Origin of the sequence: Pseudidiomarina sp. PP-1MA, assembly GCF_041200125.1 — a bacterium.
GTDB classification, from domain to species: domain Bacteria; phylum Pseudomonadota; class Gammaproteobacteria; order Enterobacterales; family Alteromonadaceae; genus Pseudidiomarina; species Pseudidiomarina fusca.
In genome coordinates, this window is the sequence record NZ_CP165718.1 from 2,462,137 (window position 1) to 2,486,946 (window position 24,810).

22 protein-coding genes are annotated in these 24,810 nt (G+C 49.0%); 8 read left to right on the top strand and 14 right to left on the bottom strand.

The genetic code is table 11. The features are described from left to right. Positions 1-4 precede the first annotated feature (4 nt). The 5 genes from glnA to AB8S08_RS11635 all read right to left on the bottom strand — a co-directional run bounded on the left by glnA (position 5) and on the right by AB8S08_RS11635 (position 7,948). Positions 5-1,417: a glutamate--ammonia ligase gene (gene glnA / locus AB8S08_RS11615; protein WP_194928191.1), complete on the bottom strand. Its 1,413-nt coding sequence runs from the start codon at positions 1,415-1,417 to the stop codon at positions 5-7. Positions 1,418-1,737: 320 nt separating this feature from the next. Further along, a complete protein-coding gene (locus tag AB8S08_RS11620; protein WP_369742851.1) occupies positions 1,738-4,860 on the bottom strand; it encodes an efflux RND transporter permease subunit in 3,123 nt (1,040 codons plus the stop codon). Beyond that, a complete protein-coding gene (locus AB8S08_RS11625; RefSeq protein ID WP_369742852.1) occupies positions 4,853-5,818 on the bottom strand; it encodes an efflux RND transporter periplasmic adaptor subunit in 966 nt (321 codons plus the stop codon). Before AB8S08_RS11625 ends, AB8S08_RS11620 begins: the two co-directional genes overlap by 8 nt. A gap of 81 nt (positions 5,819-5,899) precedes the next feature. After that, positions 5,900-6,706, bottom strand: a complete 807-nt coding sequence (locus AB8S08_RS11630) for a DUF4198 domain-containing protein (protein WP_153826253.1) — start codon at positions 6,704-6,706, stop codon at positions 5,900-5,902. Positions 6,707-6,769: 63 nt separating this feature from the next. Next, on the bottom strand, positions 6,770-7,948 hold the full coding sequence (locus AB8S08_RS11635) for a PepSY-associated TM helix domain-containing protein (protein WP_153826254.1): 1,179 nt from the start codon (positions 7,946-7,948) through the stop codon (positions 6,770-6,772). 155 nt (positions 7,949-8,103) lie between these two features. Here AB8S08_RS11635 and AB8S08_RS11640 point away from each other — a divergent pair, with 155 nt between their 5' ends. The 3 genes from AB8S08_RS11640 (at position 8,104) to typA (ending at position 13,560) form a co-directional block, all read left to right on the top strand. Further along, complete coding sequence (locus AB8S08_RS11640) at positions 8,104-10,461, top strand: TonB-dependent receptor domain-containing protein (protein WP_369742853.1); 2,358 nt, start codon at positions 8,104-8,106, stop codon at positions 10,459-10,461. A 100-nt stretch (positions 10,462-10,561) separates the two neighbouring features. After that, the gene (locus AB8S08_RS11645; protein WP_369742854.1) at positions 10,562-11,587 is read left to right on the top strand and encodes a CNNM domain-containing protein; all 1,026 of its coding nucleotides are present in this window, start codon (positions 10,562-10,564) and stop codon (positions 11,585-11,587) included. A gap of 143 nt (positions 11,588-11,730) precedes the next feature. Beyond that, positions 11,731-13,560 (top strand): translational GTPase TypA, encoded by a 1,830-nt coding sequence (gene typA / locus AB8S08_RS11650; protein WP_110077092.1) that lies wholly within the window; start codon positions 11,731-11,733, stop codon positions 13,558-13,560. A gap of 156 nt (positions 13,561-13,716) precedes the next feature. Here typA and AB8S08_RS11655 read toward each other — a convergent pair whose 3' ends face one another. The 3 genes from AB8S08_RS11655 to AB8S08_RS11665 all read right to left on the bottom strand — a co-directional run bounded on the left by AB8S08_RS11655 (position 13,717) and on the right by AB8S08_RS11665 (position 15,316). Further along, complete coding sequence (locus AB8S08_RS11655; RefSeq protein WP_153826256.1) at positions 13,717-14,121, bottom strand: GreA/GreB family elongation factor; 405 nt, start codon at positions 14,119-14,121, stop codon at positions 13,717-13,719. Positions 14,122-14,352: 231 nt separating this feature from the next. Next, complete coding sequence (locus AB8S08_RS11660) at positions 14,353-15,015, bottom strand: hemolysin III family protein (protein ID WP_110076986.1); 663 nt, start codon at positions 15,013-15,015, stop codon at positions 14,353-14,355. A gap of 19 nt (positions 15,016-15,034) precedes the next feature. Then, positions 15,035-15,316, bottom strand: a complete 282-nt coding sequence (locus AB8S08_RS11665; protein ID WP_110076985.1) for a DUF3081 domain-containing protein — start codon at positions 15,314-15,316, stop codon at positions 15,035-15,037. A 216-nt stretch (positions 15,317-15,532) separates the two neighbouring features. On the opposite strand from AB8S08_RS11665, the gene AB8S08_RS11670 reads away from it, so the two are divergent. Then, a complete protein-coding gene (locus AB8S08_RS11670) occupies positions 15,533-16,147 on the top strand; it encodes a TetR family transcriptional regulator (protein ID WP_369742855.1) in 615 nt (204 codons plus the stop codon). A gap of 12 nt (positions 16,148-16,159) precedes the next feature. On the opposite strand, the gene AB8S08_RS11675 is transcribed toward AB8S08_RS11670, so the two are convergent. The 3 genes from AB8S08_RS11675 to AB8S08_RS11685 form a co-directional block, all read right to left on the bottom strand. Then, positions 16,160-16,672, bottom strand: a complete 513-nt coding sequence (locus AB8S08_RS11675) for an NADPH-dependent FMN reductase (RefSeq protein WP_110076983.1) — start codon at positions 16,670-16,672, stop codon at positions 16,160-16,162. Then, on the bottom strand, positions 16,669-17,325 hold the full coding sequence (locus AB8S08_RS11680; RefSeq protein WP_110076982.1) for a DUF2959 domain-containing protein: 657 nt from the start codon (positions 17,323-17,325) through the stop codon (positions 16,669-16,671). The genes AB8S08_RS11675 and AB8S08_RS11680 overlap by 4 nt, the downstream gene beginning before the upstream one ends. Positions 17,326-17,407: 82 nt before the next feature. Next, positions 17,408-18,124, bottom strand: a complete 717-nt coding sequence (locus tag AB8S08_RS11685) for an SDR family NAD(P)-dependent oxidoreductase (RefSeq protein WP_369742856.1) — start codon at positions 18,122-18,124, stop codon at positions 17,408-17,410. A gap of 95 nt (positions 18,125-18,219) precedes the next feature. Here AB8S08_RS11685 and AB8S08_RS11690 point away from each other — a divergent pair, with 95 nt between their 5' ends. From AB8S08_RS11690 to AB8S08_RS11705, 4 genes are read left to right on the top strand one after another with little or no spacing between them, the layout of a single operon-like run. After that, entirely contained in the window at positions 18,220-19,134 is a 915-nt protein-coding gene (locus AB8S08_RS11690) for a virulence factor BrkB family protein (RefSeq protein ID WP_369742857.1), read from the top strand. Further along, a complete protein-coding gene (gene dtd, locus AB8S08_RS11695) occupies positions 19,131-19,583 on the top strand; it encodes a D-aminoacyl-tRNA deacylase (RefSeq protein WP_369742858.1) in 453 nt (150 codons plus the stop codon). The genes AB8S08_RS11690 and dtd overlap by 4 nt, the downstream gene beginning before the upstream one ends. Positions 19,584-19,601: 18 nt before the next feature. Then, positions 19,602-20,504, top strand: a complete 903-nt coding sequence (locus AB8S08_RS11700) for a bifunctional GNAT family N-acetyltransferase/hotdog fold thioesterase (RefSeq protein ID WP_110076978.1) — start codon at positions 19,602-19,604, stop codon at positions 20,502-20,504. A 13-nt stretch (positions 20,505-20,517) separates the two neighbouring features. Further along, entirely contained in the window at positions 20,518-20,766 is a 249-nt protein-coding gene (locus AB8S08_RS11705) for a TraR/DksA family transcriptional regulator (RefSeq protein WP_369742859.1), read from the top strand. Here AB8S08_RS11705 and hutH read toward each other — a convergent pair. Genes hutH through hutC form a run of 3 tightly spaced genes read right to left on the bottom strand, consistent with a single transcriptional unit; the run spans position 20,763 to position 24,714 of the window. Beyond that, positions 20,763-22,301: a histidine ammonia-lyase gene (gene hutH / locus AB8S08_RS11710; protein ID WP_369744203.1), complete on the bottom strand. Its 1,539-nt coding sequence runs from the start codon at positions 22,299-22,301 to the stop codon at positions 20,763-20,765. The genes AB8S08_RS11705 and hutH overlap by 4 nt on opposite strands. Positions 22,302-22,315: 14 nt before the next feature. Continuing rightward, positions 22,316-23,995: a urocanate hydratase gene (gene hutU, locus AB8S08_RS11715; protein ID WP_369742860.1), complete on the bottom strand. Its 1,680-nt coding sequence runs from the start codon at positions 23,993-23,995 to the stop codon at positions 22,316-22,318. Between the two features lie 17 nt (positions 23,996-24,012). Further along, positions 24,013-24,714 carry a histidine utilization repressor gene (gene hutC, locus AB8S08_RS11720; protein WP_153826262.1) on the bottom strand — a complete coding sequence of 234 codons (702 nt, stop codon included), beginning with the start codon at positions 24,712-24,714 and terminating at the stop codon, positions 24,013-24,015. Positions 24,715-24,810 lie beyond the last annotated feature (96 nt).

A 24,810-nucleotide genomic window follows, 5' to 3' on the forward strand; every position in this document is an offset into this window, starting at 1 on the left:
TGAATTAGACGCTGTAGTAAAGGTCGAACTCGATTGGGTGAGTGGTCATTTTCAGCGTCATTACTTCTTTGTGTTTCAGCTTAATGTACGCATCAATCATGTCGTCCGTCATCACGCCACCAGCGGTTAAGAACTCGCGATCTTTATCCAACGCTTCTAGGGCCATTTCTAATGAATGACACACGGTTGGAATTTCTTTCGCTTCTTCTGGCGGTAAGTCGTACAAGTCTTTATCCATAGCATCGCCAGGATGAATCTTGTTTTTAATACCGTCTAAGCCAGCCATTAAGAGTGCTGCAAAACATAAGTACGGGTTAGCGGCTGGGTCTGGGAAGCGCACTTCGATACGACGTGCTTTTGCACTCGCAACCACTGGGATACGAATAGATGCAGAACGGTTACGTGCTGAGTAGGCCAACATGACCGGTGCTTCGTAACCAGGGACTAACCGCTTATATGAGTTGGTGGTTGGGTTACAGAAGGCGTTCAAGGCACGTGCGTGCTTGATGATACCGCCGATGTAATACAACGCCATTTCGCTCAAACCGCCGTACTGGTCGCCAGCAAACAGGTTTTTACCATCTTTGCTAATCGACATGTGAACGTGCATACCTGAACCGTTATCGCCAACAATCGGCTTCGGCATAAAGGTTGCGGTCATACCGTAAGAATGGGCCACGTTGTGGACCACATACTTGTAGGTTTGAATCTCGTCAGCTTTTTTAACCAATGTGTTAAAACGGGTGGCAACTTCGTTCTGGCCAGCAGTAGCAACTTCGTGGTGATGCGCTTCAACCACTAAGCCCATGTCTTCCATCACGGTACTCATAGTGCTGCGGATGTCGTGCGCTGAGTCTACCGGAGGCACAGGGAAGTAACCACCTTTTACGCCAGGACGGTGCGCTAAGTTGCCGTCTTTGAATTCTTTACCTGAGTTCCATTTTGCTTCGTCGGCTTCAATTTTGTAGAAGCTGCCGCTCATGTCAGTATGAAAACGTACATCGTTGAACAAGAAGAACTCTGGCTCTGGACCAAAGAACGCGGTGTCACCGATGTTCATGCTTTGTAAGTATTCTTCAGCGCGACGAGCGATAGAGCGTGGGTCACGGTCGTAACCTTGCATGGTATCTGGCTCGAGGATATCGCAAACCACGTTCATGGTGACTTCGTCAGTGAACGGGTCTAATACTACGGTACTGCAATCTGGCATCAGTACCATGTCTGATTCGTTAATACCTTTCCAGCCGCCAATCGACGAGCCGTCAAACATTTTGCCTTCTTCAAAGAATTCTTCGTTAATTTGCGACACCGGAATGGTCACGTGCTGCTCTTTACCTTTGGTATCGGTAAAGCGCAAATCTACAAATTTAACTTCGTTTTCTTCAATAAAAGCCATAACGTCTTGTGGTGTAGACATGTGATCCTCCGCGATCGCAATCGTCAAAATGAACAATGAGTATAGCGTGCACTGAAACTTTCTGCACTGCGTTTGCACAAAACTAAAGCAAACCCCGTGCCAACTATTAAAACACTAATAAAATCAATAGCGAATAACTAAACTAACGATATTGGGGTCTGCTTTCACTCATCTTTTGCACCATCATAGTGCATTTATGTGCATCACGATAGTGCATTATGATCATGCGTTACAATTGTGCAACCGGTAAAATGCACAAAGAAAGGGCCCCACCCACGGAGCCCTATCGCAATCAATCAGTAACGAACAAGGTTGAACAATTAAAGATGCTTAGCCTTGCGTCGCAATAACGACGCGTACAGCAGCGGAATAACCACCAAGGTTAATGCTGTTGATACTGCGATACCGAAGATCAAACTCACTGCTAAACCACTGAAAATCGGGTCATCCAGAATGAAGAACGCCCCCAACATGGCCGCTAGTGCCGTTAATACAATCGGCTTAGCTCGCACCGCTGCAGCTTCTATCACTGCCTCGTTCAAATCCTTGCCAGCCGCCACTTCTTCGCGGACAAAATCCACCAAGAGAATGGAGTTGCGCACAATGATGCCAGCCAACGCAATCATCCCGATCATCGAGGTTGCGGTAAACTGCGCTCCCAGTAACGCATGCCCTGGCATAATCCCTATTAGGGTGAGCGGGATCGGAGCCATGATGACTAACGGTACTGCGTAGCTGCCAAAGTGCCCCACAACCAGTAAGTAAATCAATAACAAACCGACGGCATAGGCTGCCCCCATATCACGGAAGGTCTCATAAGTGATTTGCCACTCCCCATCCCATTTTAGTGCAGCCGTATCCCACACATCAGGTTGGCTGATATAGGTTTGTGGCAACTCAATGTTACCAGCGGCGGCAAACAGACCGTATAAAGGACTATCCAAATCACCCGCCATATCGGCCGTCACATAAACCACCGGACGCAGGTCTTTGTGGTAAATGGGCTGCGCATAAGGCCGCTGAACTCGGTCGATTAGCTCCGCTACCGGAATCGCCTGGCCACTGGTTTGTGATAGCACAGTGACGTTCTGCAGCTGGCTTAACTGACCTTGCCAAGTGTTTGGTAACCTTACTTTTACCGCTACCGGTTGGGTTTGATGGGGGACGGCTAAATAAGTGACATCCATCCCTGCCAAGGCCGTTTGCAATACCCGTACCACTTGTTCAGCAGTCACTCCTAATTGCGCCGCACGCTCGCGGTTAACCTGCCAGACTTCTTCTAAACTATCGCTCACCAAGGTGCTATCAATATCCACCACACCTTCGGTTTGCTGCAGTTGTGCCAAGGTTAACTGAGCGGCATCAGCCCGAGCCTGTGCACTTGGACCGTAAATTTCTGCAACAATTGGCGCCATCACCGGTGGCCCTGGCGGCACTTCAACGATTTTCAATGACGCGCCAACAGCTTCGGCAATAGGTGTCAGTAACGGGCGAATGGCTAAGGCCAACTCATGGCTTGCCCGCTCTCGCTCGCCAAGCTCTTTCAGAGTGACTTGCACATCGCCCATGTTTGCGCCTTGGCGCAAATAGTACTGCCGCACTAAACCATTAAAGCCTATCGGTGATGCGGTACCCGCATAAATCTGCGTCGCGGCTACTTCGTCCACGCTATCAAGCGTCTGCGCTAGTTCCACCAGCACCGCGTTGGTCTGCTCTAAGGTGCTGCCTTCGGGCATATCCAACACCAGCTTAATTTCACTTTTGTTGTCAAACGGGAGCATTTTCATCACCACTGCTTGCACCACGGCAAGACCGAGCATCGCCACAATCAGGCCAATGAGGCCAAAGCCCATCAGGTAGCGACGTTTGCGATGAGTTAGCAGCGGTAGCATCAGCTTATGAAAGAAACGATGCAATTTATCACTTTGCTGCTCTTGATGATGCTCATCTTTGAGTAAGTGGCGCGCCAGCCAAGGGGTAACGGTTAACGCAATCAGCAGCGACAGCAACATTCCCAAAGATGCATTGATAGGAATGGGGCTCATGTATGGGCCCATTAAGCCACTAACAAAGGCCATAGGTAAGAGCGCGGCAATCACCGTGAAGGTTGCCAATATCGTTGGCCCACCTACTTCGTCCACAGCAGCAGGAATGGACGTTTTAAGTGACTTGCCCAGCCCTAGATGGCGGTGAATATTTTCTACCACCACGATGGCGTCATCCACCAAAATACCAATCGAGAAGATCAGGGCAAACAGCGACACGCGGTTTAAGGTGAAGCCCCACGCCCATGACGCAAATAGGGTCATGGCTAGGGTTAAGACCACCGCACTGCCCACCACCACGGCCTCACGTTTACCGAGTGTGAGCAGCACTAAAGCCACCACCGAGATGGTCGCAAAGATCAGTTTCTGGATCAGCTTAGATGCTTTATCGTCTGCAGTTTGGCCGTAATTGCGAGTTACTTCTACCTGCAATTGTTCAGGCAACAATTGCTGCTGCATGGTAGCTAAACGAGCTAATACTTGCTCGGCCACCACCACGGCATTTTCGCCCGCCTTTTTGGTAATGGCTAAGGTTATTGCTGGTGCAAGCTCACCCCCTTTTTGCCGCGACCACACGTACTGTGAGGGTACTTCTGCTTGGGTTGAGATGTCCGCCACTTGATGCAAGCGCACTGGTTTACCATCAACATTAGCTACAATCAGATTACTCAGCGCCTCAGCACTTTCAATAAACCCACCTACTTGCACTGGGATGTACTGATTGCCCTGTAATCGATACCCCGCTTGTCCACTTTGGTTTTGGCTAGCTAGCGCTTGGCTAACCGCATTAAAATCCAAACCTACCCGAGTGAGGGCGGTGTTATCTAAGGTGACATTTATTTGCTCGGGCTCGGCACCAATAATACTGATGTCTCGCACCCCGGCGACGTTTTGCAGCGGCTCAATCAAACTATCAGCTACATCCTTCAGCTCTAAGTCTGCGCCGGTTAGGGTTAGCCCTAAAATTGGTACATCATCAATACCTCGAGCTTTCACAAGCGGTTGCGTAAACTGCGGATGCTGTTGCTGCCAACCGGCTAACGTATCAAACAATTGCACCAGTGCGGTGTCGCGCGCAATGCCAACTTCAAACTGCACCGTCACTAAGGCTTGGCCAGGCTGTGACACGGAGAAAATATGCTCAATACCCTGCATGCGGGCAAAATGACGCTCTAACGGTGTGGTCAGTTGCTGTTCAACTTGACTCACATCGGCACCAGGAAAGGCGATCATGATATCAGCCATGGTCACATCAATTTGGGGCTCTTCTTCGCGCGGCGTGATCATCGCCGCCATAATCCCCAGAATTAAGCCAAATACCGCCAACAGCGGGGTTAGTTGGGAGCGCTCACCCCAGGCTGCAAACTTACCTGCAATCCCTAGTGGTTTATTACTCATAACGAATAACCTCGCCAGCTTTTAGCCCGCTGACCACTTCTACTTGACCATTTTGAGTGAGGCCTAAGCGAACCGCACGCCAGCTATTATCTTGCATTCGCACCATGGTCAGTTCACCACGTTGCAACACCGCTTGCTGTGGTACTAGAAGGCCCTCGTGCTCACCCACTTGCACGACCACCGGTAACCACTGACCGGGCAATAGATTACCGTCTGCAGGCAAATTTAACCGTAATCGCACGGTACTGGAGGCACTATGAATGGTGGGAAATAGACGCTGTGCTACTGGTTTTAAGCCGGCTACTTCAGCCCATTTGAATTGCTCGACCGCCGGTGCAAACAGGGCAGGAAGATCAACATGCACTCGTAATTCGGCCGGATCAAAGCCTGACATCAACGGGGTGCCTGGCTGCACTAACTCACCTGGCTCTACTAAACGCTCACTCACGACACCGCTGTAAGGAGCTTTGACTGCGGTATAAGACAGTTGCTCTTGGGCGCGCTTGGCTGCTGCTTGCGCCGCTTTTAACTGGGCATTAGCGTTGTCTAAGCGCGCTTTAGCCCGATCGAGTTCGGCATCAGGCACTAACTTTTGCGCCACTAATTTAGTGACTCGATCAAATTCCTGCTGCTCAGCCACTAGGGTAGCTCGTGCTGCCGCTACTTGGGCTTGGGCCTGAGCCACAGCTTGATATTGATCAACGGAGGTGATGGTGACTATGGTGGCACCCGCTTCAACCTGGTCACCAACATCCACGTTAACGGCTTCAATACGGCCAGAAACTTGCGCTGATACGGTCGCGCTGTTGGTTGACTCCACCACCCCTTGCAAATGAATGTATTCAGCAATAGATGCTTGCTTTACGGTGTAATCGGTGGCGTGAGCCATGCCACTGCTGGTGACTAAAACGAGTGCGGCGCTGAACATCAGGCCGACTAAACTACGATTTAAAATCATCTTCATCCCCTTGCTAGAAATCTCTATAGAAAAAATTATAGAGCATATTCTAGCAACTTGGGATGATTATTTCGCTTTTTTCTAAAGAACCTCGAAAACCGCGCCGTAACTGCCTCTACGTTGAGTTGCCGGGGCCTTACCTTGGTCGTCTTGATACTCGGCTTCCATAAAATACTGGCCGGCTTCAGTCCAAGTTACTGAGAATTCGCCGGCACCATTACTGGTCACTGTTTGCTCTTCTTGCTGCGCACGGTAGCGCATGCCTTCACGAATAACAGTAACTTCAGCACCAGCTACGGGCTTGCCATCAAACAGCACTTTAAAGTCTGCGGTTTCGCCAGCGTACAAATCGTTTGGATGGGTTACTGGAACCACTTCAAAGCCCTGGTTAGTTGGCGCCAACACCGTATCACTCGGGGCTCCGTTGGTCACAAAAGTTTCAATCCGACGCGAGTATTCAGTAATGGTTAAATCTTGCGCTTGTTTTGGCACTTCACGCTCAAAATCACCCGGCTTAGGCGTAACCCCACGACCTGGCCAGAATTGACGTTCACCGTTGGCATCTACCCAGCGGGCTTGCAGGTTTTGCGATGCGGTAACAACTTTATAGGTGCCATTTTCGGTAAGCTGCAAATCAAAGACGGAGCGCAATTTACCCGTATGGGCATTCTGTAACTCTAGCGGCTGACCGTTGGGTGCTAATGCCACAACCCCATTCAGGCGGAACGCCACGTGGTCACGAGCAAATATTTCGTTAGAAACTGCCGCCTCAAAGGTAACCCAAGCATTTTCTTTAGAAATCACCGTGGCATCAGGTTTGATCCAAGCGCGATGCGCCTCGGCCGAAAAACTTAGGGCGAGGGCCCCGAATAAAATAATATAACGCATGCTAGTTTCCTTTCGTTCTAATTCAATCAAAGATAGTAAGTGTTCACATTCAGATTCGCGTGGTTATTGTGCTGTTACGCTTAACTTAATCAGGCCGAGCTCGTGTTGACCTTGCACTTGAGCGCTCACCGGTGCCTGCAATGGCAGGGTGATAGGCAGTTGTAGATGTTCACGACCACCAACCTCACGCGCGGCTTCAATATTCAACCGATACTCACCTGGCGGTAGCTCGGCTAACTGCGGTAAAAATTGGCTTAAATTAAGGTTATGGCTGCCCGGGCGGCGGGTTGCTCCAGTAACTCCATCAATCGGCATGGTGGCCATGCGGCCACTGCGGCGCCACCATTGACGCATATCCTTGAGCCATTTTTCGCCCTCTTTGTTTGCTAGTTTGCCGTCATACCAAACAGCAAGGTCGGCCACCCGTTGATGTTTCGCATCGGCTAACCAGATAGCAACATAAGGTCGATGGTATTCAGCCACATCTAACTGCGGGATCTCTACGTGCAATAGCATCTGCTTGGGCGAAGCGGCTTCTGCTGCATGGGCTGGTACCAACAAGGCTAACCAAGGAACAACCACGCCCAGAGCTACCCACCACCAAGTAGATTTACGACCTTTGGCATAGCGCTTTAATAACAATAAACCGCTTACTGAAAACACCAGCATCACGACCGCTAAAATATCTAACATAGTTATCCATCCCCAGCCGGTATTGCGGCCCTTGTGTAAATCGTTGAAATAGGCAATCCAGCCTCGATCAATGCTTTCTTGGTAAAACATGCCGGTCTCTAAATCGACTCGAAACCAGAGATCACCACCGGCCCGAGGTAAGCCAAAATAGGCCTCAAACTCGTCCCACTGGGCGGCTTTTTCAGCAGGCAAGGATTGCTGCTGCGAACTTAAGTACCAACCTCTGAACACCGCTGGTAGAGGCCCTTCCGCGCTGTAAGACCCTTCGAGTAATTGCTGCTGGCGGGCTTGCATTGCCTGTACCACAGCCGTGGGCAGCTGCTGCTCTATCACTGTTGTAGAGGGCGAGGCTTCTAGCTGATGCGCATGGTTTAAGGTGATGCCCGTAAGCGCGAACAAAAGTGTCGCAACCAAGCAGGCGGCTGAACTAACCCAATGCCAAGCTTTCAGATCGCGCCAGCCTGATTTGCGGCGCGTGGGTTTATCCTGTGCTGCATGACGGCGCTTGGATTTAGGCGATTGACTTGTTGATGAAGTGATTGGGCACATTCTTCGAATCCGTTCTACCTAGTTGAGCTCTCAAAGCAAAAACCGACTTGGTCAATGTTTTTGAGAATTATTATCATTTAACTGTTTACATGATAAATGAGAGTTATTATCATTTGCAACATCGGATTCATTAATTTTCATTAAAAGGTTGTTTTATGTCACTTCGGACTCGTCCTACACCGCTTGCTTTAATGATTGCATCACTGGTATTCAGCACTATCCAAGCGCCAGCTATGGCTGCTGGCGAACCGGTGCCAGACGCTGATGCAAAAGACCGCGTAGAGCGGATCGTGGTTACTGCTGCGGGCTACGAAACCAAGGTTATTGATGCACCAGCGAGTGTAACCGTGGTAACTCGCGAAGATTTGGCAACCAAACCCTATTCGGGCTTAGCCGATGCCTTGCGTGATATAGAAGGTATTGATGTAGGTTCTGGACAGGATAAGAACGGTAACTTAAGTATCACCATGCGCGGCTTACCCGCTGAATACACCTTAGTGTTGATTGATGGCCGTCGCCAAAATGATACCGGTGATATTGGGCCTAACAACTTCGGTAACAGTCAGTATATGTACATGCCGCCGTTAGCCGCGATTGAACGCATTGAAGTGGTCCGCGGGCCAATGTCTACTTTGTATGGTACCGATGCCATTGGTGGGGTGGTGAATATCATTACTCGCCGCACCCTAGATGCTTGGCACGGAGATGTGTCGGTAGCTGGTACTTTGCAAGAAGATGACCAATACGGCAATGACCAAAAAGTTGATTTTTACCTTACCGGTCCAATTAACGAGGCCTTGAGCCTTGCCTTACGCGGCAGTGGTTATTGGCGCGAGCCTAGTGAACCGGGCTACGTGACTGAACTGCCGTTGCCCGATGGCAGCACTTGGACCGACTCAGGCAGCTTTGGCGACCGCAAGATTGTCGGCGGTAAGTCTTGGAACTACGGTGCTACTTTAGACTATAACCTGACTGAAAAGCAGCGCTTTGCGCTTAGTTACGATTTAGCTAAACAGCGCTACGATAACACTCAAAGCCAAGTGGGTACGCTTGATTCTGCCGAGAACATGTGGCGAGCTGGCGGCAACGGTTTAGTTGAGCCCCGGGTTGGTTATGCGCCTTACCAGCGGGTGCAACGTGAGCAAGCTGTGCTCTCTCATATTGGTACCTTTGATGCTGGCGTATGGCGCAATAGCATCACCCATAGTATCAGCGAGAACTTAGGCCGTAGCTTGCCGCTGTCTTTGGCAGAACGTGCTGCGTTTCAACAGCTGTGGGACCAAGCAGTCGCAGACCAAGGCGTGAGCCGACCGGTACTAACTGATGATATTCGGGCGGTGATTGAGAGCGAATACTTACCTCGCCCTAATCGACCACTAAAACTGACCAACTGGATTTTTGATTCGACTTTTGAGATGAGCTTCGCCCGTAATAAGTTGGTGACTGGGGTGCAATACCTTGATGTCTCCATGGAAGACGGGGTGTTTGGTTTTTACGGTAGTGATTATCGCGCAGGTACCACTCAAGACCATCGCCAATGGGCTATTTTTGCAGAGAACAGTTTTGATGCAACCAACTCGCTGACCTTAACGACCGGCGCTCGTTACGATCATCACAATATCTTCTCTGGACAGTGGAGTCCGCGCGTTTACTTAAACTACAGCATTAACCCAGACTGGACCGTTAAAGGCGGGATCAGCACCGGCTATAAAGCACCAAAACCCAATGATCTCTTCCCTGGCATCACTGGCTTTGGTCGCCAAGGTACCATTCCTTTGGTGGGTAGCCCTAACCTGCAACCAGAAACGAGCGTGAACTACGAAGCGGCCGTATATTTTGATAACGCATACGACTTTACCGCCAACCTCACCGTGTTCTACAACGAGTTTGACGACAAAATCATTCGTCAAGACAGTGCCCCTAACTGTGAGATCGCACAGCCAGGTCAGTATTGTGTAGACATTGGTGAGGGTTGGGCGGACCTTGGCTACGACTACTTTACTCAATATGCCAACGTTGACAAAGCGGTCACCAAAGGTGCTGAGGTGTATGCTGAATACGATATTACCGATGCTTTAAGCGTACGCGGTAACTACACCTACACTCACAGTGAAGTACGCAGCGGCGCTGACAAAGGTTTACCCTTGGTCAATACGCCTGAGCACATGGCCAATGCTACGCTAAGTTACGCCCTAACCGATGCGCTGAGCTTTGATTTACGTGCCGAAGTACGTGGTGAGCGCTTCCGTGGTACCGCCAACGTGACCGGCCCGGCCGGCCCTGAAACCGTTGAGGAATATTACAAAGCTTACGAACTGTTGCATTTAGGGGCTAACTACGAGCTCTCTGAATCATGGACTTTACGGGCCAGAATCAACAACTTGCTTGATACCGACTTGTCTAGCCGCAGCTGTTTGCTAGCCGACAATGAAGTTGAGTACTTATGTTCGCCCGATTACAACACGGCTGAACGCGCCCGCAGCTTCTGGTTCTCAGCCAGCTACAGCTTCTAATAACCAGCGTTTAAGTACTTGCGAAGAGGGGCTGCGGCCCCTTTTTTTGTGCTTACAGTTGTGCCACAATCGCTTGTCTTATTTAACTTATGTGAAACCCATGTTCCTGCTGATTCTGTTTGCTTTTATTGCCATTGGTATTTCTTTTTTATGCTCCATTCTTGAAGCTGCCTTGCTCTCCATCACGCCAAGTTACGTGGCGCAACTTAAGGCAGAACAACCGGTATTGCATGGCAAACTACAAGCGCTCAAAGATAATATTGACCGCCCCCTTGCGGCTATTCTTACCCTCAATACCGTAGCCCATACTGCAGGTGCAGCGGGCGTAGGTGCACAAGTTGGTGTGGTGTTTGGCGATGGTTATTTAGCGATTGCCTCAGCAGTCATGACCGTCTTAATTTTGGTGCTCTCAGAAATCCTCCCTAAAACTATCGGTGCCAAATTCTGGCGTCAGCTAGCTCCGTTATTGCCTGGCATCCTGAATCTGATGATCCTCATCTTGAAGCCTTTCATTTGGCTATCCGATCAAGTCACCAAACGTATTGGTGGTGAAGAAGATGTCGATGTGCGCTCAGAAATTAAGGCGCTGGCGACCTTGGGTGAAGAGCAAAAAATCATCGATACCGATGAGCGACGAGTGATCAGTAATATTCTCGACCTGCACACCATTCGTGTGCGGGATGTCATGACACCACGTACGGTGTGTGAATCTGTACGCCCAGACGAAACCGTCAGTGACTTTTTGTATCGGGTAAAATCTATGCCCTATTCGCGCTTTCCGATTATTGATGCAGACGAAGTACCTCATGGCATTATCTTACGCAATGAAGCACTGGAATCAGACACCTCGCAAAACATTGCTGAATTAGCCCGCGAAGCCGAAATTGTTAGCGAGATGGTGAACGTTGAAAAACTAATGGCTAGACTCATTCAGCAGCGTCAACATATGGCATTGGTGTACGATGAGCATGGCACTTGGATGGGCTTAGTGACACTAGAAGACATCATTGAAACCATCCTCGGCCAGCCTATTATGGACGAAACTGATACGGTTCCGAGCCTTCGTCGCTATGCCCAGCAACGCTGGGGTAAGCGCCTCAAACACGACAATAACAGCGTAAATTAAGTCTTTTGCTGCCACAAGCCTGTAAAAAAACTAGCGTAGTGTTAGCTGTATGCGTATAATACGCCGCTATTTTAACCACTCGTGACATTCTCGCGGCGTGGCCATTTTGGGGTCCTATCCTCGCGTTTTTACAGGCTTTATCAATGACAATTCAAGCAACTGAACTTTCCAAGCTGCGCAATATTGCAATTATTGCGCACGTTGACCACGGCAAAACCACCCTTGTTGACAAACTTCTTCAAAGCTCCGGCACTTTAGAAAGCCGCGGTGGCGCTGAAGAACGGGTGATGGACTCCAACGATCTTGAGAAAGAACGTGGCATTACCATTTTGGCGAAAAATACAGCGGTAAATTATCAAGACTACCGTATCAACATTCTTGATACCCCTGGACACGCCGATTTTGGTGGTGAAGTTGAGCGGGTATTGTCAATGGCCGATTCAGTGTTGCTGGTGGTTGATGCCGTTGACGGACCTATGCCACAAACCCGCTTCGTTACGCAAAAAGCTTTTGCGCATGGCTTGAAGCCGATTGTTGTTGTAAACAAAATCGACCGTCCGGGCGCACGTCCTGATTGGGTTATCGACCAGATTTTTGACCTATTTGACAACCTAGGTGCTACCGATGAGCAGCTAGATTTTCCAGTTGTTTATGCTTCTGCATTAAACGGTTGGGCAACCCACGATTATAACGTGGTGACTGACAACATGACTGCGTTGTTTGAAACCATTCTAGACAAAGTATCACCACCAGATGCGGATCGTGATGGTCCATTACAAATGCAAATTTCACAGCTTGATTACTCAAGCTACGTGGGCATTATCGGTATTGGCCGGATTAAACGTGGTTCATTGAAAGTTGGCCAGCAGGTAACTGTGGTTGGCGCTGATGGTTCTACTCGTAACGGTAAAGTTGGCCAAGTTTTTGGTTATTTAGGCTTAGACCGTATCGAAACCGATAAAGCGAGTGCCGGCGACATCGTGGCTATTACTGGCTTAGGCGAATTAAAAATCTCTGACACCGTATGTGCGGCTGGCTCAGTAGAAGCTCTGCCTGCATTAACTGTAGATGAGCCAACAGTAACCATGACATTCCAAGTAAACACCTCACCTTTTGCTGGTAAAGAAGGTAAGTTTGTTACTTCACGTCAAATTCTTGAGCGCTTGCAACAAGAGCTTAAACATAACGTGGCCTTGCGCGTAGAAGAAACTGACAACCCAGACCGCTTCCGGGTGTCTGGCCGTGGTGAGTTGCACTTAGGCGTACTTATTGAAAATATGCGTCGCGAAGGCTTCGAGCTGGCGGTATCTCGCCCTGAAGTTATCATGCGCGAAGTAGACGGCGTGAAAGAAGAACCGTTTGAAAACCTGACCGTGGATATTGAAGAGCAACACCAGGGTTCAGTGATGGAAAAACTTGGCTTGCGTAAAGCCGAAATGACCAACATGACTCCAGATGGTAAAGGCCGTATTCGTATCGACTTCGTTGTACCTAGCCGAGGTTTGATTGGCTTCCAGACTGAGTTTATGACCTTAACCTCAGGTACCGGCTTGCTCTATCATAGCTTTGATCACTATGGTCCGTTTAAAGGCGGCAACATTGGCCAGCGCATCAACGGCGTCTTGATTTCTAACGCCCAAGGTAAAGCCCTAGCCTACGCCTTGTTTAACCTACAAGAACGTGGCCGGTTGATGATTGGCCACGCGGAAGAAGTTTACGAAGGTATGGTGATTGGTATTCATAGCCGGTCTAACGACTTAACCGTAAACTGTCTGAAAGGTAAGCAATTAACCAACATCCGTGCAGCTGGTACTGATGATGCATTATTGCTAACGCCACCTATTCGGATGTCATTAGAGCAAGCTCTTGAGTTTATTGATGACGATGAATTGGTAGAAATCACACCAAAATCAATTCGTGTTCGTAAGCGCTTGCTTACTGAGAACGAGCGTAAACGAGCTAGCCGTAGCTAATTAATTAGTCACAACAGCTTGATTAAAAAAGCCAGTCAGAAGGTTCTGACTGGCTTTTTTTTGCGGAACCCTGATGGTACCGGTTAGTCCGCTTTGTTCTTCTTTTCTCTACGTTTTTCTTTCAACGTTTTTTGCGGCTTTTTCTTCTGCTTTTCTTTACTCATGATGATCTCCTGCTGAGTTGATTGCAACAACACACCAGTGACTTTCACTGGCCCTATCAGACAAATAAAAAGTAGCGCCTAACGGCAAAGAAAGTAGCGCTAACCCCATCGGCGAAAGATAAGAGATCTTATGTCGCTGTAAGTTAGCGCTACTTGGCTCGACAATTGTCAGATGAAAAACTTGTTTATCATTGGCATTTAATTGACGCACGGTTACCCGCGAACCTATCACCACCCGTGCATTCATTTTTGATGCAGGACGGTCGCTGAGTTCTAAGCGTTGATAGAGATCGGCAAGTAACAAAGGGTCTTGTAGTACCCTAAATTGCTGACATTGAAACCATGACTGATGTAAACAAGCGGCGGAGTTACAATAACCCCAAATACGCGCAAGCACGGCTTTACTCCTACCGAACTAAAACACGAAAAATCATTAATTAGCTACATGGCTAGTTGCTTTGGATAAAACAAGATACGCCGATTGCTTAAACTGCAATCGGCTTAATTTGGAAAGGTGAGTGCGGTACTTAGAATTGAATAATCGTACTTAAACATAATAAAACTGGTTACCCTCTTTGCTTAGGCGCAACCATAGCCCTTTCATTTAGGAAAGGCAAGCTACCATAACTTAAATCATATTCGGCTGGGGCAAAACGTAATAAAAGACGGATAAGAAGTGCAGCACACTGCCGGCTAAAACAAAGAGATGCCATATGGCGTGATGAAATGGCAGTGACTTCCAGACATAGAAAATCACGCCAAAGGTATAGGCTAGGCCACCGCCTAATAATAACCATAAACCTCCGGCGGCTACGTTATCTAGCATGGGTTTAATCACCAGAATGGCCATCCAGCCTAGCCCTAAGTAGAGGCTTAGCGAAAGCCATTTCTTGCGTTCTTTAAGCGCAAGCTCAATAACCACGCCGAAGATAGCAATGCTCCACACCACCGCTAGCAGCGTCCAACCCCACGCGCCACGTAAGTTTACCAAGGCGAACGGGGTGTAGGTGCCGGCGATCAGCACATAAATAGCGGCATGATCAAGATGCTGGAAAAACGCCTTAATTCGCGGCCACGGAAATGCATGATAAAGCGTCGAGGCCGAATACAATAAAATCAAACTTCCGCCATAAATAGCCGCACTAACCACATGAAAAGTGTCACCATAAGTACTGGCCCAAGCCAGCATCAGCACTAATCCGACAATGGCTGCGATGGCGCCAGCACCATGGGTTAACGCATGGGCGACTTCTTCAGCCACACTATAGGCTTTGTGCTTTATCTTGGTCATGCCATCCTACTCTGCTGGGTTAAGTTTCGGTGCGTTTGGGCTCGTAATGGCCTTGGCTAATATTTTCTAGTGCCCGCATGAACATTTCATACTGACGTTCGTTCTCATAATCCAAATGATATTTATTGTGGAACTCAAGCGTCATACGTACGCCATGTCCCTCTAAAAAGACGGTATAGCCATCGTGGTCGGTATAGGCCGAAATACCCTCTAAGGTATGCTTACCTTGTTCGGCTTTACCGTATTCATGAATTGTCTCATAAGCATCTAATACTAAGCGTTGATCAATCTCATTCTTCATGGCAACCCCCTGTTAAAACTTATTAGGCTACGTTTGAGCATAGCACTTGCGGTTCAACAATGACTATTTTTTGTCTTTAACTCTATACTTTAACTCTATAGTTAAGCTATGGGGATTAAGATCTTATCTTGCAAGTTTTGCATTTATACATACATACATGCATGTTTGTATAAAATAGTTTATAATCGTCCATAGTTTATTCAATTGAGGTGAATTGTGGTACGCCGTACAAAAGCTGATGCATTAACAACCCGCACTGAGTTATTAGATGCCGCTGAGCGAGTATTTAGTAGTAACGGGGTAGCTAATACCTCGATGATGCAAGTTGCCGAAGCCGCTGGGGTAACACGCGGCGCTATTTATCATCACTTTCAAAACAAACTGGATCTTATCAATGCATTGATGGATCGGGTGAAACTGCCTGTGGATGAAATGCTAGAAGAAATTGTCCAAGCTCATCAGGATAATCCATTAGCTATTCTAAAAGCGCGGTGCTTTCATATTATTCACCAGGTTGAGCACGATCCGCACATGCAAGCACTGATCAATATCTTGCTGCACAAATGCGAATACGTGGGCGATGCCTTACCGATTCATTTGCGCCATCTAGGTGGTCGTAACGCTTGCATTGAAGAATCTTGTATTTTGCTTGATGAAGCAAAAAAGAAAGGCCTCATTGGTGCTGACCTTAATTCTCAAGCTGTTGTGTTGGGATTATTTAGCTTGGTTGATGGACTGATGTACAACTGGCTACTGGATAAAAGCTTGTTTGATTTAAGCAGTACTGCCAAACAAGCCATTGAATGTTACTTCAAAGGCTTGCAGGCTTAACTCGGCTTAAAATTAGCCACCTTGCGCAATAAAGCTCTCAATAGCTGCTTGGTCAAACTCAGCGAGGCTTTCTGCGCTGGCATTAGCGCAGCTAAGAAACATGGGTGCAACCCAACTTTGTACGGCACTCATCACTGTATTTAAATGGGTCAATACCCGCATACAGCCTAGGCGACCTGGCGCAGCGCCAGCTAGTAACACGGTTTTACCTTGCCACGGATTCTGTGGTAGCCGGGTCGACCAATCAATCGCATTTTTTAATAAAGGCGGAATCGAACTATTGTATTCAGGCGATACAATAATCACTTTGGTGACGTCGTTGATAGCTGTCGCTAGTTTCTGAATATTTGACGGTACTCCATTTTCTTGCTCGTAGTCGCCTTGATACAAAGGTGCATCTAAATCGGCGGCAGCATACAGGTGGCAGGCCTCGCCCGCAGCCGTTGCGACTGCCGCAATTCGTTGCTGCAGCACGGCATTAATAGAATCTTCGCGGCTGCTGCCGGCAATAATAAGTAAACTCATGATTGTCCCTCTTGCATGGCTTTAATAAAGGCGTCAGATTCCGCTATTGCCGCTTCCATTTCTTTGATCAACACAGCGATATCCGTTTCTAAACTACGATACTCGCCGCGAATGGCATCTACCGCCGACGCATTGAGGTTATGCTTTAAAAATAGAACGTTGTCCTGCAGTTTAGCTAACACGGGGTCCATGGTTGCCGCGGCCCGCTCCATACTTGCTAACAGACTTTTGTAACGCCGTTCGGTATCACGAAGTGAGCGCTCGCTTTGGCGACGCATGGCGTCATTAGAGTACATCGCAAGTTCATCTTGCCATTCGTCAAACAGTGCTTCGGCGACATCATGAATAGCTTCAATGCGATCGTTAACCCGCTCGGCCGCCGCTTTACTGGCTTCATAATCATCATTTAACGCATTGTAACGCTGCTCTAGCTCACCACCGTCAATGTTCAACAACGCATCAAGTTGTTCTAACGCTGATTTAAATTCTTGCTGGGCATCGCCTTGCGCTTCACGAGCATCGTCCACTCTATCCACGAGAATATCGCGCTTGTGAATGCCGACTTTTTCCATGGCGCCGTAGTAAGCACTTTGGCAGCCCGTTAACAGTACTGCGCCTAAGGCAACACTGGCAATCTGCAGCAGAACTCGCATAACATCTCCTTATTTGCTGTGGTATTCGCCACAGTATACCTGCAAGGCGGCTGTTTGAAAAAGAAACTATTGCTGCGCTAGGCTAATAAGGTAGTAAGGTGCCGTCCCAATGCCAAAGCGCACCGCTGTGCTGCGGATCGAGTTGTGCGATGACAGCTGCAATACGTTGTGCCGATAGTTGCGCAGAGTAGAGCTTATCTGGCGTGAGTCGGGCTTGGAAGGGTTTAGAAAGTTCGGTATCCGTGGTACCCGGATGAATCGCTGCGATGGTGAGCTGTTTATGTGTACGTCGTAACTCTATCGCGGCGGTTTTAAGCAACATGTTTAGGGCCGCTTTACTGGCTCGATAACTGTACCAGCCTCCCAAATGGTTATCAGTGATACTGCCAACCTTGGCGCTCAATTGCACAAAGCTGCATGGTTGCTGCCGAGGTAAGTAAGGCACTAATTGCTGTAACAGCAATAGCGGCAATATGGCATTCACCTGATATTGATGTTGTAACTGTGCCAGATTAAGATCCGCTAAACGCTTTTCTGGCTGATAACTATCGGTGTGTAATAACCCAATAGCGCTGAGCACCCCACTCACGACCCGACCGGCGGCTAACTGCTCCGTTAAGACCTCGAACAGCGGCACTAAATGCTCTGGCTGGTAGCCTGCGACTTGTGCCCAAGTGACATCGGCCGCCAAGGATACCGGCGGCGCTGTCCGAGAAACAGCAATCACATGTTCAGCTTGGCTGTAATAATCCACCAACGCACCACCTAAACCACCATTTGCACCTATAATTATCCGCATACTTGCTCCTCTATCTTGATATAGTCTTTACGCAAGCACTAGGGTTTGGGATTATAACGCTCTACTAAATAGTCAGATTAACTCAAGGAATCACCATGACCGAGCTGTCATCTTGGCAACAACAAGGGTTAGAACGGCTGCGCTACGCAGGGCGGTTTTTGTTGTATTTTGGCAAGCGCTGTTTAGACGACCGCGTCACCATTATTGCCGGCCACTTAACCTTTGTTAGCATGTTGGCGTTGGTGCCGATGATGGTGGTGATGTTCTCGATTTTCTCGGCTTTTCCTATGTTTGAGGAGTTACGTGAACAGCTAGAAGCCTTTTTATTCGCCAATTTGCTGCCTACTTCTAGCGAAGTCATTAGCGAGTACTTAAATACCTTTGTTGGTAATGTTTCTAAGATGACCACCATTGGGGTGGTTTTTGTGATTGTGGTGGCGGTAAATCTTATCAGTACTATTGATGCCACCATGAACCGTATTTGGCGTAACCATCAACGCCGCCGCATTGTAGTTGCGTTAGCTGTGTACTGGATGATTTTAACCTTGGGCCCTATTTTGATGGGTTCGGGAATGGCCGTGAGCTCTTATCTGATATCTTTGACAGCATTTGCTGAAGATTACGTATCAGGAATTCGTACCACGCTCCTCAGCGCCGTGCCGATTGTCACCTCGCTGGTTGCTTTTTTACTGCTGTACGTGATGATGCCAAACCGTATCGTACGGGTGCGACATGCCTTTTGGGGAGCGCTGCTAGCTGCCATCTTGTTTGAAGTCAGCAAAAGAGGCTTTGCGGCCTATATCACTGCTTTCCCTAGTTACGAAGCCATTTATGGGGCTTTGGCTGCTATCCCAATTTTGTTACTGTGGATTTTCGTGTCGTGGAATATTGTGTTGCTGGGTGCCGAATTAACCGCAAGTATTGAAGAGTTCACTACCCCAGCGGCACCTCCTGAGGCCGATCCCGCTGCAGCAGCAACCTCTAACACTGGAAATCAGGGATCTGAATGAAAGCTTTAATTCAACGAGTGCGCCAAGCTAGCGTGAGTGTGGCTGATGTTAAGGTTGGTGCGATAGAGCAGGGCTTACTGATCTTGCTCGGGGTAGCCACCAGCGATACTCTAGCTGATGCGCACAAGTTAGCGCACAAAGTGGCTCACTACCGCATCTTTGCCGATGCCGATGACAAAATGAATATGAGTTTAATCGATGTCCGTGGCCAAGCGTTGGTGGTGTCGCAGTTTACCTTGGCAGCCGATACCGATTCTGGCCGGCGGCCAAGTTTCTCTACTGCGGCAGCTCCGGCTCAAGCAGAGCCTCTTTATGAGGCCTTTGTTGCAGAGTTAACTAAGCTTGGTATTTTCTGCCAAACCGGTCAGTTTGGTGCCGACATGCAAGTTAGCCTGGTGAACGATGGCCCCGTGACTTTCTTACTGCAGGTACCCGCAGCAAAGACTTAGTAAAGGATAAAAACATTTATGTATCGAGTAATTACGCCGTCTACGCCAGAACAATGGGAAAGTTATTATTATCTGCGTTGGCGGGTATTGCGCGAGCCTTTTCAACGTCCACGCGGCTCTGAACAAGATGAATATGATGGTGTAGGTCAACATCGTATGGTGGTGAACAGTGCCGGCGAAGCCATTGCTATTGGCCGTTTACATTTTAATAGCCCTGACGAGGGACAAATCAGGTTTATGGCCTCGGCTCCTGAGCACCGGGGCGAAGGCCATGGCGTAGCTATCGTGCATGAACTAGAAAAGGTAGCTCGTGCTGAAGGTGCCAAGCATGTTGTGATTAACTCACGTGATAATACCCTCGGTTTTTACATTAAATGCGGCTACGAGGTGGTAGAAGAAGGCGATACCGTGAAAAACCCGCAAGCCGAGCACCAGTTGCGCAAAACCTTTACCGAGTTTAACCGCATTATTTATCGTCCTAGTTGGTGCCAAGATCTACAACAAACCTGGCATCAAGAAATTCCTATCACGGATACCATGGGCATCCGTATTATTCAGTATACGGGGCGCGAATTTGAGACGGCTGCCATCTTGTCGCGCAATATCAATGTGCATGGCACTATGTTTGCCGGCAGTATTTATTCACTCGCAACCTTGACATGCTGGGGCTTACTGCATTTACAATTGCGCGAAAGAGAGTTAGCCGGAGCCATTGTGTTAGCCGATGGGCAGATCAGCTACCACAAACCGGTGAGTAAAGAACCTAGAGCGCTGGCTCGCTTATCAAGTTTTACCGGGGATTTAAGCAGCCTTAGCCAGGGGCAAAACGCTCGCGTAACGCTTAAGTCGCAAATTTACGATGGCGATAAACCGGTCGCGGAATTTACTGGCCAGTTTGTTGTTTTAGCGAAGAAAAAATAAGAAGGACGTAAACATGAGTGAATCATTAACCGCCCAGCAGTTGTTACGCATCCGTAGTAAGTTAGAAAACGTGGTCAACGAGCAACCCAACAGCCGTAACGCTGAAAGCGCGCAAGCTGCACTGCAACGTATGCGTAGTGGCGAATATGGCTATTGCATTGAATGCGGTGACGAAATTTCAGCAGCACGGCTAGCAGCCAAACCAGACGTTGCTCTGTGTGTTGACTGCCAAGCGCTTAAAGATGAAGAAGAGGACGCTTAAGCGTCCTCAAGTAATGCCCCGGTGGTTATTAATGAAGATAACTCACCTTGCTTGATAAGCTGTGAAATAGCAGCGATATCAGGCGAAAAGTAACGATCTTGATCATAAAAACCCACCTTTGACCTTACCATGGCATGCGCCTGTTCTACTGCATCAGCAGCTTTTAGCGGGCGTCTAAAATCTAACCCTTGAGCCGCTTCTAACAGCTCAATAGCCACAATATCACGCACGTTAGCTGCAATATCTGATAATCTTCTTGCGGCAAAGGTAGCCATAGACACATGATCTTCTTGGTTTGCCGAGGTCGGTAGGCTATCAACCGATGCCGGATGCGCTAAGGTTTTATTCTCTGAAGCAAGAGCCGCCGCAGTCACCTGCGCCAGCATAAAGCCCGAGTTAACCCCTCCATCATTGACCAAGAAAGGTGGCAAGTTACTTAGATGGTGGTCGATTAAAAGTGCACTACGGCGTTCCGATAAGGCACCAATCTCACTGGCCGCAATCGCTAAGATATCAGCTGCCATTGCCACTGGTTCGGCATGGAAGTTGCCTCCTGAAATAATGTCGCCATTATCAAAAAATACCAGCGGGTTATCGGTTACACCATTAGCTTCGCGCACCAAAATAGCGCTGGCATGTTGCAGCTGATCAAAGACCGCACCCATCACCTGTGGTTGGCAACGCAACGAATAAGGATCTTGAACTTTTTCGCAATCCGCATGGTTACTACCAATCTCTGAGGTATCACCCAAGAGCTGCCGGAAGCTAGCTGCGACAGCGATTTGGCCGGGTTGACCACGCACCGCATGAATTCGTGCATCAAAGGGTGAACGTGAGCCCATGGCAGCCTCTACTGACATAGCTCCTGTGACCAAAGCTGCATGAAATACCCGCTCGATTTGGAATAAGCCATGCAAGGCCAAAGCCGTGGACGCTTGGGTACCATTAAGTAGCGCTAAGCCCTCTTTGGGTGCTAAGCGGCCGAGCGGCTGCAACCCTACTTTAGCTAAACCGGTAACCGCATCGAAGATCTCGCCATTGATGCGAACTTGGCCTTCACCTAGTAGCGGCAACACCAGATGCGCCAGCGGGGCTAAATCACCCGACGCACCTACTGAGCCTTTGCTGGGTACGCAGGGGTACACTTGATGGTTAACTAAATCAACCAACGCATCAATAACCTCTTGGCGCACGCCAGAATAGCCACGGCTGAGCGAGTTGATTTTGAGTAACAACATCAAGCGGACAACGGTATCACTCATCAGCTCTTGAGTACCTGCAGCATGGGATAACACAATACGGCGCTGCAGATCTTCTAATTTTTCGGGTGGGATACGAGTGTTTGCCAGCAAGCCAAAGCCGGTATTAATGCCGTAGACCACTTTACCCGCTGCCAGCACCGCAGCAACGGTTTGTTGTGACTTAGCAATTGCTTCATAAGCTGCGCTCGTCAAACTCAATTGCTGTGGCTGCTGCCACCAGTCGCGCAGTTGCTCTAAGCCCAGTGCACCTGGCTGTAATTCAAAACTTGGCATCTTCGTCATTGCTGTCATTTGGGCTGCTCCACCATAGGTAAATCTAAACCTTGCTCACGGGCGCACTCTTGTGCAATTTCGTAGCCAGCATCGGCATGACGCATCACGCCAGTGCCAGGATCGTTCCATAGCACTCGGCCTAAGCGTTGCTCAGCAGCATCAGTACCATCAGCGACAATCACCACGCCGGCATGTTGGGAGTAACCCATACCAACCCCGCCGCCATGATGTAGGCTAACCCAAGTTGCGCCACCGGCGGTATTTAACAAGGCATTCAACAACGGCCAATCTGACACTGCATCGGAGCCATCTAGCATGCTTTCGGTTTCGCGGTTAGGGCTGGCGACAGAACCTGAATCTAAGTGGTCGCGACCAATTACTATCGGCGCCTTCAACTCACCGGTTCTAACCATCTGATTGAAAGCTTTTGCAATGCGCGCACGGTCTTTTAGGCCAATCCAGCAAATACGAGCCGGCAAGCCTTGGAAGGCAATACGTTCACGCGCCATATCTAACCAGTTATGTAAGTGCTTGTCGTCTGGGATCAGCTCTTTCACCTTGGCGTCCGTTTTATAGATATCTTCAGGGTCACCAGATAACGCGACCCAACGGAATGGCCCTATCCCTTGGCAAAACAAAGGACGAATATAAGCTGGTACAAAGCCAGGAAAATCAAAGGCATTGGCTACCCCCACATCCTTTGCCATCTGCCGAATATTATTGCCATAATCAAGGGTTGCCGCGCCTCGCTGTTGCAGCGTTAACATGGCTTGTACTTGTACCGCCATCGACTGTTTCGCGGCAGCTACGGTGGCGGCTGGGGCTTGCTGCTGTTGTAGCTGATAGTCGGCTAAACTCCAACCTTGTGGGACATAGCCATGCAAAGGATCGTGTGCTGAAGTTTGGTCTGTCACCACATCGGGAGTAACCCCACGGGCTACCAGCTCCGCATAAACATCGGCGGCATTGCCAAGCAGGCCAACCGAAATAGCTTCGCCCTTGGCTCGTGCTTGCTCTAGCAGTTGCAGTGCTTGATCTAGGCTTTCCGCTTTGTAGTCCAGGTAGCGCGTGCGCAAGCGAAAATCAATTCGAGTTTCGTCCACTTCAACAGCCAGCATACTGTAGCCCGCCATGGTTGCCGCCAGCGGCTGCGCTCCACCCATACCGCCAAGCCCGCCGGTAAGGATCCAACGGCCACGAGTTTCGCCGCCAAAATGCTGGCGCGCCACGGCCACAAAGGTTTCGTAAGTACCTTGAACAATGCCTTGCGAGCCGATGTAGATCCAAGACCCTGCGGTCATTTGACCGTACATCATCAAGCCTTGCTGATCTAATTCGTTAAAGTGCTCCCAAGTGGCCCACTGAGGTACTAAATTTGAGTTGGCAATCAGGACTCGCGGCGCATCTTCATGAGTCGTGAATACTCCCACTGGTTTTCCCGACTGAACCAATAAAGTTTGGTGGGGCTGCAAGCGTTCTAAAACTTCAACGATTTTATCGTAGGCTTCCCAGCTGCGCGCGGCGCGGCCAATACCGCCATACACCACCAGCGCTTGTGGATGCTCTGCCACTTCTGGGTCGAGATTATTCATCAGCATCCGTTTGGCAGCTTCAATCTGCCAGTTTGCTGTAGTGAGCTGACTACCGCGGTCTGCACGAATCTGGCGACTGCTATCTAATCGGGTGAAACTCATTGTAGCTCCTTTGCTTACTAAGATTTAAAGGTTAAATGGCCGCCTAGCACAAAACGCGAACCTGGATGGGTTAGCACGGCGTAGGTCACAATACCGGCATGACTCCAAGTACGGCGAATAATCCGTAGGCACGGCTCTGGCTTGCTTAAGCGCAACCATTCACACAATTGTGCACTAGGGCTAACCGCTTCAATTTGGTGGCTAGCTTCGGTTAGCGGTGATTCCGCACTCAAATATTCATGCGGGGTGAGCTTGGTAAAATCTTGTTTGAGGTAGTGCGTGGCCATGGAAGGGTTCACGTAACGCTCTTCTACCTGCACCGGCACCCCGTCTTCTAGATGAGTGATGACCGAGAAAAAGACTTTGCTGGCTACCGGTACTTGCAGAAACTCCGCGACTTGCGGGCTAGCCGGTTGAGCTTTAAGGGTGTGCACAATAGCTTGATGCTGGTGGCCGCGATTGGCAATTTCATCGGCAATATTGCGTATGGCCATAAAGGATGTTTGCGACTTTAGCGGCGCCACATAGGTACCAGAGCCTTTGTTGCGCAACACCAAGCCCTCATCCGCCAGTTCTTGCAGGGCACGCCGCGCAGTCATGCGACTCACGTTAAATTGCTGTGCTAAGGCATTTTCTGAGCTTACCGGATGATTTTCAGGCCACTCTCCAGAGGCTATTTTTTGATACAGATGTTGTTTAATAACCGAGAACTTTGCCATGCCTCTACACTTTAAGATTTATTAAATTGTGCTAGAGTGTAGGCAAGCTTAATTGTATATACAAGTAGCAAAGGGAAAATTCATGTCAGCTTCCAC